Annotated in this window: 6 protein-coding genes; 2 read left to right on the forward strand and 4 right to left on the reverse strand. The window is 51.7% G+C overall.

Features of this window, described 5'->3' with window-relative positions; translation table 11 throughout:
* Positions 1 to 420: 420 nt before the first annotated feature.
* Entirely contained in the window at positions 421 to 2,151 is a 1,731-nt protein-coding gene (locus KW842_RS25935) for a protein kinase (protein ID WP_218307023.1), read from the forward strand.
* An 87-nt stretch (positions 2,152 to 2,238) separates the two neighbouring features.
* Here the strand turns inward: KW842_RS25935 and KW842_RS25940 are convergent, their stop codons facing one another.
* Complete coding sequence (locus KW842_RS25940; RefSeq protein WP_218307024.1) at positions 2,239 to 3,819, reverse strand: hypothetical protein; 1,581 nt, start codon at positions 3,817 to 3,819, stop codon at positions 2,239 to 2,241.
* A gap of 509 nt (positions 3,820 to 4,328) precedes the next feature.
* On the opposite strand from KW842_RS25940, the gene KW842_RS25945 reads away from it, so the two are divergent.
* A complete protein-coding gene (locus KW842_RS25945) occupies positions 4,329 to 5,660 on the forward strand; it encodes a TniQ family protein (RefSeq protein ID WP_218307026.1) in 1,332 nt (443 codons plus the stop codon).
* A gap of 34 nt (positions 5,661 to 5,694) precedes the next feature.
* Here KW842_RS25945 and KW842_RS25950 read toward each other — a convergent pair whose 3' ends face one another.
* Genes KW842_RS25950 through KW842_RS25960 form a run of 3 tightly spaced genes read right to left on the reverse strand, consistent with a single transcriptional unit; the run spans position 5,695 to position 10,068 of the window.
* Positions 5,695 to 6,945 carry an AAA family ATPase gene (locus tag KW842_RS25950; RefSeq protein ID WP_218307028.1) on the reverse strand — a complete coding sequence of 417 codons (1,251 nt, stop codon included), beginning with the start codon at positions 6,943 to 6,945 and terminating at the stop codon, positions 5,695 to 5,697.
* Between the two features lie 10 nt (positions 6,946 to 6,955).
* Complete coding sequence (locus KW842_RS25955) at positions 6,956 to 9,178, reverse strand: transposase (RefSeq protein ID WP_218307029.1); 2,223 nt, start codon at positions 9,176 to 9,178, stop codon at positions 6,956 to 6,958.
* On the reverse strand, positions 9,166 to 10,068 hold the full coding sequence (locus KW842_RS25960) for a TnsA endonuclease N-terminal domain-containing protein (RefSeq protein ID WP_218307030.1): 903 nt from the start codon (positions 10,066 to 10,068) through the stop codon (positions 9,166 to 9,168). The genes KW842_RS25955 and KW842_RS25960 overlap by 13 nt, the downstream gene beginning before the upstream one ends.
* Positions 10,069 to 10,684 lie beyond the last annotated feature (616 nt).

Raw genomic sequence — 10,684 nt, forward strand, 5'->3', positions numbered from 1 at the left:
TATGTCAGCTCAAGCAGGTACCGCAGACGGTCGGCGCCTGCGACCATCTTTCAAAACTTGGTGGGGAGTATGCGAGTATTCTCATCACTGCCGTCAGCTGGTTTCATTTTAGCTCCCCCCATTCTTACGGGGTGCTGCCACCTGTCTTCACTGTTCGCCGCCATTCGTTCTTATGCACCGCCGCCGCTCAGGTCGGTGAGGTTTCGCGTATTATTCAGAGGAGCCAGATCATATCCCCGGGCCACTGGCCGAATTCGGCCAAGAACCCATAGTAGTCATAGCGCAGCACTCCTGCGAGTGGGTCAAAGTGTAAAGCGCCGTTGTTGTAAGTTTCGATTCCCAGAAGAGGGTAGCGGCCGTGCGCACAGAAGTCTCCCGCATGACGAATAAAAATCTTTGATAAATGGGAGCGGCCTGATATTGAAAAGTATTGCTGAAATAAGTGTTGCCACGATCCAACCAGAAGACAGTCTGCCTACCTGGGTCAACGACAAAACGTGGAGAAGCCGCTGGAACGTGGAAGAAGCATTAACCGGAGGTGGTCAGGGCGATGTCTTCCGCGTCCGTAGATTTGCCGACGGAAAGATCGGCTTTCTGAAGGTGATCAAGGCCAAAACCGCTCCGGAACGCCGAGCTCGGTTTTTTCGCGAAGCAAGTGCGTACGATACCCTAGCGATTGAGGGCATCCCCAAGCTGGTTGAGAGCAATGCTCATCTACACTCGAGTCCCGATATAGTCCCTTTCATCGTGACCGAATTTATTGTCGGGAAAACTCTGAGGTCCTGGCGCGAGTCAATGGTGTCAGTGTCTGTGGATCAGGCAATTTTAATCACGGTGCGCATCCTCGATATTCTTCAGGCTTGTCATCGGCAGGGCTGTGTTCATCGCGACGTTAAGCCCGATAATATTATTGTTGAGCAAGGCGTAGCGACTAGCGTGTGGCTGCTCGATTTCGGGATAAGCCATCACAATCTTGCGGATGTCGACTTTCAGACCGAAGATTGGCAAGAAGTAGGCAATCGGTTTCTTCGACTTCCTGAGCTGTCAGCGGGAAGCCGGTCAAAACAAGATCCCAGGTCGGATGTGTCCTTTGCTGCAGGTATTTTCTTTTACCTGCTAACTGGAGAGCATCCCGACGTACTGGAAGACGAGGATGGCCGGATGCCTCATCAACGAAAAGGTGCCATGATGAAATTGCGGCAGGCCACATCGTCGCAGTTGGGACGGATATTGGCGCTGTTCGACGACGCTTTTACACCTCGAATTGCTGACCGGTTTGCTACTGTGCACGCGATGCGCGAACGGATGGACAGAATTATGCATGACCAAGAGCCAAATATGTCGCTTGATGCTGAGTTGGCTGCGCTGCGCGATGTGCTCGACACTTCAGTTAATCGACGTTTGATGGAGACCACAGCTAAATTGAACGACGTGCTTCAGCGGGTGCATACGGTGTTCAAAGGTGTGAGTCAATCGCTTGGAGGCACGCTTGGAGTCGGTCAGTCCGGCTGGAGCGTTACCAGTGAGCGTGGCCAGAACACCTTATTTTTGTCGCGTCACGGAACAGCGGACCCTGTCTTGTCAGTGACGCATGAGGTGGTCGCTGCGGGCGAAGAGCTGGTTCTGCGGATGTCTGGAGAGACCGTGTACCGTACCGATTTTGCGGAGCCCGTCTTTGGGGAAAAATTTACGATTGTGATTCGGACTTGGCTGACGGCTCGGCTGCGGGATGTGCTGACGAATCCTAATGCGCTGCCACCCGAAGCCGATCTATTCCGGGAAGTCCGTCCACAGGGATCGTTGTCGGCGGCAGCAAGCGAAGCTACTCGCCGCCGATGCGCGATCCTTGCCTTCGTATACGATCCAACGCAGCCGGAGAGAGGGAAGCTACATTGGGCGCTCAACTACTTTTTGGAAAACCGGCGTACCCGTGCACTCATGAACGAAACTTTTGTCACGGCGCTTGTTCCGTTGGCCGCGATCTCCTCGATTTCTCCAGTTCTGGATCAACAATCAATGGAGAGGTCGCGATGGGTGTTGTTGGACCATGATCTCCGCATTCTGGAGCAGCATGTCATACAGGCCAATCCAGAGACTGCGGAAACAGTAATTGGCGATCTGGCTGTCCGTTATCCGGGAACTCGAGACTGATGGAACATATAACCAACCAAGACCAGTGGTGCGTCCATGTTCAGCAGCGTCTAAACATCAGCACAACGCGCCCGCAATCAATTAGTTTTATAAGTCCCTTGGATCAAAGGCCAATACTACGTCGTACGACGCGTTGTATTCCGCATCAATTTCGTCGATCGCAGTCATCAAGTCTTCCCGGGGTATTTGTTCGCCATCGCTCCGTACGACTGTCTTAACCAGCTCTTTCTTTGTGGAGTAAACGGTAAATCCACCGTCTGCATTAAGTAATGGCTTGCCTATCACGATAGCGAAGACACCGATCCAGACGTTACCGACAGGAGTCGTGAGGAAATGCAGGCAGGCCCATTCTCTGCGTAGCTGAGCGAGCTGTTCGCTGGGTGGAATGTCTAGTTTGAATGAGAGGACATCCGTGTTTAATATCTTGTCCATTTCACCGAGACGTGTCGCAAAGTGCCATGCCTGATCGAGCGAGATGTGCACCGGGATCATTATCCTAAGCTTATCCAAAACGCGTATGCCACATTCGATAGCAGCCAGTTCCTCCTTCAGAGGAAAGCACATTCCAGGACTGGTCATGTTGAATGTCATCAGCACCTTAGTATCAACCAGGAATTCAACGCGGGTGCGCTGCCCTGCGGTAGAGAGCAATGACAAAAATTCTAGAAGGCGACTGAGTTCGCGGATTTCGATTTGGCGGGCATGCAAAGCCGCACTTGGAGCCGTTGCAAATGTCAACGGCTGCGAGAGATCAAATGGATTGAAGATAAGATCAAAAAAATCGCAGGCAAGCCGAGTTCTCCGGTAGTGCTCAGGAACGCTCCGATTGAATGGCGAAGAGTACATCTTGACCTGGAAAGCATGCGATGGGCCAAGCTTGTCAGTTCGGCACCGCAGGAGGCCTTGACAGGTCGGTTCTAGATGAGGCATTTCCAGTCTGACATTATGGTCATTCCGGTGAGGGAGGGCACTTTTCTTTCCAAAGCGCTTTTTGTAAGTGACTAGTTCAGCAATCTCAACCGAGTCACCTAATCCCAACGACATGTTTATTAACTTCGTCACATCTTCAGTGTTTTGCGAGGAGAACTCCACCACAGCGTGCCCGTCTTCAAACCCGACCATGCCCAGGTAATCGATCTTGCTGGCAACATAAGCGGCCATATCAGCGCCGATGTGATGCCGCATCGAATCAGCAAGTGCTTTGCCGCTTACCGCTGGGAGCATATGAGATTCGTCATAAGAGACCGTCAAGCGTTTTTTATGCAAGAGGTGACGTTCTTGTCGTTGCTCTTCATCGTGCACCCGACTCAATATTACTCGTATCAGGTCGTGATCTACATGCCGCACAAAAACGCGTTGTGCAGATTCTTTTCCATCAAACTCGATAAATACCAAGAACGCAGGCATAGGAGTAGTGGCCAACCTATGCAAGTTCGAAAGCTTAATCGAAAGTTTGCGGTTCTGATTGTCCGACGATTTGATTTGTACCTTGCAAGTGAAGGAAGACAGGTGAATACCCGACAATATGTCGTCCGGGTCACTCTCTCCGGCAAACTCCACTAGGAAGTCCCAGCCGTCCCGATCGATTTGCGATGGATTAGCAACCATCCCAGCGCTGGAGCTCCATAAACTAAAGAAACTCTCTCCCATCTTACCGAGATCCCGCATACTCCTCCTTTCATCTTAATCGACGCCCATACATTCTTGCTCAGTTCGAGAACTGAGTAGTACCACGATCAGCTCCCGAGCGTTTAGTGCTGCGGACGCGAGCATTTTGGGGCGCTGCTAGATCCAATTCTGATCCATAACTTTGACGCAGAACTACCAAAGAATCAATATCCAGGGTACTCCATTTCGGCCTCTGCTTCATCAAGGTCTCTAGCATTCCTGTCAGTGAGAAGGTGTCGGAACCCGATGAGAATGGGTAGACGCGACTTATAGGATCGAGCGGCGGAGATGGTAGTAATACCCATATGAGGCGAAACACTTTCCTATCGAGCTCTCGGTTGCGATCGGCCACAGTATGTACTCACTGTGTTGAGACCGGAAGATGGGCGGCACGGTCAGCTTGAATAGTGGTGTTCCCACCCCTATACTGCTGCTTCCTCGCTGGACGTAGCATGTCATCTGGCGCAAATTAAATTAGTCTGTGCTGAGACGATGTATTGGACGCTTAATTGTTTTACCCAGCAATCATTTCCGACGAATTTCACGAAAGCTACTACGGGCGCTTTGTCAGTATTAATGCGCTGCCTGAGAAAGCACAAAACCTTTTCTCCGTTGTGCGATCACACATTCCTTTAAAAGAATTTTCAAGTAGTTCGCCGTCGATGATTGAGCTGTTGGCCTATTGCGCGAACATGCCACTGCCTCAGTTTGTAAGGGCCCACACACTGATGCCATATCGTCGATGCGTCGCATCGCACAAGCCTGAGCTAATACACGGGGATGAGAATGACCGTGCAATGATTCGTTGCGCAAGCACTCGCCTGGCGAGACCCGGTGCTTATTTCTGTGTGGTGTGCGTTAATAAAGACATCAAGACGATAGGCATGAGTTACTGGCGCCGGTCACATCAGCTTCCTGGCATGTACGCGTGCCCCGAGCATGGGCAAGCTTTGCGTTATGTCGAGAAGAATAATGCGTTTCTCAGCCCACCGTCGACCTACGTTGACACCGCCTATCTGATCGATGACCAATGGGCGGTAGACAATCACGCGCATCCTGCCATACGCCGTTTTCTCAGCCTCTCTCAGACACTGGCCTCTGGTGAGCGTCCATTTGAAGTGAGAAAAATCAGACCTTTACTGATGCAGCAGGCCAAGGCGATTGGGCTACGCGGTTTTTCGGCGGCCGGAAATGGCCTTTTAAGTGATTTGATCGTCGAGACATTTCCCGCTCAGTGGCTGGAGACGATTTTCCCTGGCCTGCCATCCAAACCAGTTGGACACAAGATAGATCAAATTGATGGTGTTCTCTATCTCTCAACATGCTCGTCTTCAGTCGCCGCCTATATCCTGGCCTTCTGCGTATTATTTGATTCGCCGAAGGCCGCGATGGATGCGTTATCTGCTGAGAGTTTAGCTGAGCCGTCGTCGCGTCGTAGACAGGTGTCCGAGTCGTTATCGGAGACGTCCGTCGATCTAAAGTCCGAATATGTGCGTACGCGCGGAAACCATTTGCGAATTGCTCGGGAAAATGGATTGGAACTGCATACGGTCATCAACGGCCTGCGCGACAACGGTTTGCCCAATTTGACAACCAAAGGAAAAGATAAGAGTCGGTTGTTTGATGCGGTAGTTAACTTCTATTTGGGTGGACAAACGATGGCGGAAAGTGCGATAGTGGCCGGCGTCAAGCTGGAGGATCTTGAGCGAATTGTAAGGCACGCCGGCGCCGATTTAACTGCGATGCTAAAACGCATGGTTCGAATATCTGGCGCTACAAGAGCCGAGGCTCCACTAGGAAGCACTCGGCTGCCGCATTTAGTCCAATACCTACCAGATTAGACACGCCCGTCGCTAAGGCCCTGGCGCTTTTTTCCTATCCGTTCTGCCAAAACGTGACCCAGAATTCGTGATCGCCGCGCAGCATATCGGAGAATTGCCGAATTCTGGTGGTGTCACGCGAGCGGATAGCTTCAATGGCGGGTTTGAGTGGCGACAGTAGCGTATCGGATGCTTTACGAAAATCGGATTCCTTGAGCTGATCGTCTTTGCGATTGAGAGCAACCCGGTGTGCTGCGACCCAAAGCGCGATGATGATGCGCATGATCCCACCTGAGAGTTCAACTATCAGGGAGGCTGCGGCGTCGCTATACTCAAGTCGCTTTACGACATACTGATATCGCCAAAGCTCCTGCAAAAATCCGATATAAAAAACATCCTGCGGACTATCGATAGTTTTGAACAGATGATAGCCGCCGTTCACGATTCGCTGCGTAGTGGCAAAGCGCGAAGTCAGCGCAACAATGCCGTCCGGCGTTCCTGAAGATATTGTAGCAGTAGGTCCGTTCATGAAATTAAGATACCAGCGTAGGCATTGATCTTCCACTACGCGCAGCTCTGGCCTCTCTTCTTCCTTGGACTTTGCCCTTCGCTTGGCGACTGTGGGGAGCTTGAACAGGTTCTGAATCTCGTCGAAATGTACGACCGCAAGAAAGCTGCTACGCACAACTCTAGTCCACTCTTCCAGCATGGCCAGCCCTCGCATTCTGCTGCGTCCGCGGGAAAGCGTTTCGGTAAACCGATTGGTTCCGCATGCCAGGTCGGTTTCGTGCATAAGTGCGGCTGCAAAATCAACAGCAGTTCCCGATGAAGGGACCTGACAATACAGCCACACAAGCTGCTGCACCGGCCGGGAGGCATTGGGAAAGTTCTCGTGAATGACGGTCTGAGGTTGCGTGCTCAGGACGTTGAGCGAGCTTGATGTCTTACCAGTTCCAGAATCACCGCCAACTAATGTGGACAAGGCTGATGGACGTGGCCTGCAGCCAAGGTTATCGCGCCTTAAGTATACCCAGTTAGCGGCGACGCTTGGATTCTGAATACGAAGACTATCCATGACGAGGCCATCTACCGTATCGAACAGCCTTAGTTCTGTCGGAGACGGAATATGGAGTTCTCTCAAGGCCAGCAGATGAAGAAGGCGTATTTTTTTGGGTACCGATTCCATATCATCGCGCATAGGTGGGAGATACGTAAGCGCGGCCACCGCCTGCTCGCTTGAGAGTATTGGCCGCAGGCCATCTTCAAGGATGTTTGGGCCAAAGGGATATTTGAGATCATTAGGCATGTTGGTTTCCTTAAGTGCGCATCGCATCGAGCACAGCCTTGAGCATGCTCATGTGCGACGAGTCTTCGTCATCTATGCTCGGTTGTGAATTCGTACCAATCAGATTGGGCACTGGCGGCGCCGACGGCCTATTTCCGATCTGAGCTTCCAGCGCACGTGCTTCAGAAGGTGATGGCTTGGGTTCGTTATAGGCCGCAATAGCTTCCTTGGTCTTTGCTTTCGCTTGCTCATGTAGACTGACATTGGCGTGATGGAAGTGCATCTGTGTCGTCACCAGGTCGTGCTCAGCCTGCGCTGTGTCGAGTTTATTGAATTTGAAAGCGTCGCGAACTTCCTCATATGTATTGGTTGGCGCAGTATTGGCGTGATCAGATAGAGCCAGCTCAAGCAGGCCAGTACGAGCTATCGTGTTATCCGTCCAGATGCGGGACATGGAGCCAGGATAGTAGTGGCAAGGTACTTTCCAGCTACCGCAGTTACGTGCCAGCGCCGTCCATTGATCCTCTGAGATTGACTCGGATTTGTAGTCCAGATTTTCGAACTTGAGTCCATCTCGATTGATCGTCATATGCGCTGAAGGTAACAGCTCTTTAATCAGATTGGCCTCACTGAAGCTACGCTGAGTTCCAATTCCAACCGCGTGCCCCCAGCGCCACAATCCGGCCGGCGAAGGAACAGCGCCATCTGCGATCATTTCTGTGTCTAGCCTGTTTCTGCGATCGGCAGTGAGGTTGTATTCGCTACAGATGTTGTACATGTGCTGCACATATTCGCGAACCGTGTAAACAGCTTTGGTGGGATCGAACTTACGCAACTCCAGTTCTTTTCTGCGTGCGTCGATTGCCCCCTCTACCCAGAACTGATGGTCTTTGGTGATGCGGTGCAGCACTTCAACCATCCCTTTTAAGTCGGGACGATATGGGGGAGTTAAGCTGAGCCGAGGTATCAGCTTGAATGCTGTCTCCTTTGCTGCGAAGCTTTTGTATTCCCCGTTGTCGGCTAACACTACCGCAGGCATCGTTGGCAAGGGATTTAATGTCGCTTCTGCTTCAAATCCCCAGAGTTCACTAAATAGCTCTGGTCGGATAACGGCGTTGAACATCGCTACCTTGGCCATTTCCCAGCTAGGTCCACGTAGGCAGACGTAAAATCCCACGATCGCCGTCGACCATATGTCAACAAGCATGTAGACAATTGGACGACCAATGACCCACGCGCGATTGATACTGGAGCGCAGATAGATGTCACCGATGGATGAATCGATGCCCCAGGTGTGTCCTGGCCCCGGGCATCCTTCCCAACTGCGACCGGTCAGTGCGCGCAGGTTGCGCTTCCAGTGGCCTTTGGTGGTTTTTTGACGCAGCCGCTTCAGGCGAGGGATCTCGATTTCCAGCACACGACGTACCTGCTCCCGATTAGGGTACTCGCCTTTCCTCAGTTTAAAAGGCTTCAAATTACCGTTCTCGTCCTTGTAGGTTTTAGTAAAACCAAGGCGTAGAATCTCTTGATAGTGCTCTTTGAATTTCAGCTTTGGGCAAGGAATCTGGCTGTCCGCAAGCATGATTTTTCGGCGCCATTCAAGGTTCATTCCAGGTTGAACAGCGCCGATCACTTCTCCCACTTTTTTCGATAGACGCTCAAGTTCGGTTTTACGACCGGATTTGGCTCTTTTTCCTTTCTCACAATCACGCGTCGCACCAGGTTCACCGCAGCGGTCACGGCGAGGTCGCAGACTATCGACCGAGAAACCATATCTGCACAAGAGAGACCAGCACCGGTAGATAAGACTTGAGCTGACTTTATGTCTTTGTTTGGCTTCTGCTATGAGCGAAGTGACAGATCCTCTGTTGACAATAGCGCTGCGCAAAGCATCGAAGTCGAGGAAGTCGGCCATGACCGTTTTGCGTTTCTCGAATTTTTCTTGATCAGCCTTCGCGTCATTGAAATTTTCGCGTTCGATCTCAATAACCTGAAGCATGTGCAGATCAGCCATCTGATTCAGTACGGTCCCGTTGAACGCAAGGATCTCACCGCAAAGTGGCATAGGTGCTTTGCGGTTGAACTTTGGGCCAGATGCGCTTTTTGACCGGCCGCGTAACTCTGAGTCCGCCGACTTATCAAGTTGGACCATGAAGACCAAATTTTGGCGGATGTCATTCAGAATTACGCGAAAAATACCTTGCACCTCTTCACTGGATATCTTGACTGTCTGGTTGTGCATTAAAGACGCCATGACGATCTCCCGGAAACAATAGGATTACGCTCCCAAAACTGAGCCGGCGGGACCAGTACGACCGGTGCTGATGGACGCCAACTGCGACGAAGATCAAAATGGAGGCGACCGGTCCAAATGCCGCGCCAAAAAGTATCCTGGGCAATGCTCATCGCTCCGCACTGAGCGACGGCGCTGTTGAGAATCTGGGTTAGCGTCATTCGATTCAAGCTGTGTTTTTTCGTGACCATCCAGTCGAGCAATGAGGCATCGAAGCCATCACCCCATGCCCACCCGCTTGTGGCACGTAACCGTTCGCCAACAAGGGTGTCATAGACAGTCGGGGTGATGAAAAGCCAGGGTACGTCGCGTTCAACCCAATACTGGCGCTCCAGATTCAAGAGTTCCATGCTGCGGTTTTTTTCCGGGGTTAGCTCACATGGCTTTACGGACACTGCCAACAAACGCAGGTTGCCGGCTGCATCTTGCAGCGTCAGCAGAAGATCCGTGGTGAGAACCCAACTTGCCGTTTTCCCTCGGTGCCGAACCACTGGGTGCTTGATGCCTTGCCTTTCTGCTAGCTCGATCGTGCCCGGAAAAGGGCATGCCGGTACATCGACGCAATAGGCGGCAAGCTCATGCCGGCCTGCTTCAAGTTGGAGCGGCATCTGTTCCCGGATATCGATCACTTCAGGATGCATGGTTGAGAAGAGGAAGGAGATAAGTTCCTGGTCCGACAACAGGTCGTGCTGGCGCCCACGCCACTTCGGTAAATGAGAGCGCCCCATGCTTGAAGGATCACTTCGTCTTATCTGGTGCCAGGCAAGGAAGTGCTCGAATGTTCCAGTTCCGCGGCCTTCGTTTGCAAATTTCCACATCATATGTGGGGTGAAAAGCGGTGTATTGCGCATTTGATTTGTCCTTCGCTATCGTTGATTTGATACGGGCGCACGGGGGCAATCCTCGGAAGAGCTGGTGCTAGCCATCTCCGCGAACGAGGTAAAGCGAACCCACACCTGGTCGAAACAGGCGGCGCGATTTGTTGACAGGGGAAGTGGGAAGGACGATACTTGGTATGCAAATAGTTTAAGCAGTAACCAAGACCCGAGACTCTCACCTCTCGGGTTTTTTCTTTCCCATCTTAAAAAAAACGCTCACTCGGCTATGGCATGATTTATCTCCAGTTAGGTTGATGAATTTTCTGATGTGTTCAAGCGGAATTGCCGACGTTCCAACATTCGCATCGTTAGAACTGTAGTTCTCTATCGTTAGCTTTGAAGTCGTTGGAGCGGGTGGAGGCGAAACCGTTAAACGGCAGCACTCGATTGCTTTGTTTCGCCACAATTGCCCTCTAAAAAAACTTCGCGCATGAATGTGGCGGGATCACTTCAGAGTCCAACTGTAGTGGTTTAATGTACCCGGACACTGATTTAGGCGAGAATGCTCGCCATGGAGAGGTGTTTGATGAGCAAGCAGAGACGTACGTTTTCCCCGGAGTTCAAGCAGCATGCGGCATGCCTGGTGCTG

It is taken from the genome of Duganella sp. sic0402, from assembly GCF_019219065.1.
GTDB lineage: Bacteria > Pseudomonadota > Gammaproteobacteria > Burkholderiales > Burkholderiaceae_D > Rugamonas.